Source organism: Planctomonas deserti, assembly GCF_003067705.1.
In the GTDB taxonomy this organism is placed as follows: domain Bacteria; phylum Actinomycetota; class Actinomycetes; order Actinomycetales; family Microbacteriaceae; genus Planctomonas; species Planctomonas deserti.
This window is the reverse complement of the sequence record NZ_QANL01000027.1, coordinates 1-826: the sequence shown is the minus strand read 5'-3', so window position 1 is coordinate 826 and position 826 is coordinate 1. Positions and strand designations below refer to the sequence as shown.

General features: G+C 66.1%; 1 protein-coding gene. It reads left to right on the top strand.

The features are described from left to right. A partial coding sequence (locus DAI20_RS19305) for a prolyl oligopeptidase family serine peptidase (protein ID WP_159085127.1) occupies positions 1–826 on the top strand: 826 nt, incomplete at both ends.

The window sequence follows — 826 nt, the reverse complement described above, 5'->3', positions numbered from 1 at the left end:
GGCACCGGGCATGCACAGCGCCAGCTTCGCCCGCAATGTAAGCGTCTATGTGGACAGCTGGTCCAACAGCACCACGCCGCCGCAGATCGAACTGTTCCGCGCCAATGGCGAGAAGATCGCCACCCTGCTCGAGAACGATCTGGCGGACCCGAAGCATCCGTATGCGCGTTATCGCGATGCGCAGCGCCCGATCGAGTTCGGCACGCTGACCGCGGCCGACGGCAAGACCCCGCTCAACTACAGCCTGATCAAGCCGGCCGGCTTCGATCCGTCCAAGCGTTACCCGGTGGCGGTGTACGTCTACGGCGGCCCGGCCAGCCAGACCGTCACCGACAGCTGGCCCGGCCGTGGCGACCACCTGTTCAACCAGTACCTGGCCCAGCAGGGCTACGTGGTGTTCTCGCTGGACAACCGCGGCACCCCGCGACGTGGCCGTGACTTCGGTGGCGCGTTGTACGGCAAGCAGGGCACGGTGGAAGTGACCGACCAGCTGCGCGGCGTGACCTGGCTGAAGCAGCAACCGTGGGTGGACCCGGCGCGCATCGGCGTGCAGGGCTGGTCCAACGGCGGCTACATGACCCTGATGCTGCTGGCCAAGGCATCGAACCAGTACGCCTGTGGCGTGGCCGGTGCACCGGTCACCGACTGGGGCCTGTATGACAGCCACTACACCGAACGCTACATGGATCTGCCGGCGCGCAATGAAGCGGGTTACCGCGAAGCGCGCGTGCTGACCCATATCGACGGCCTGCGCTCGCCGCTGCTGCTGATCCACGGCATGGCCGACGACAACGTGCTGTTCACCAATTCAACCAGCCTGATGAGC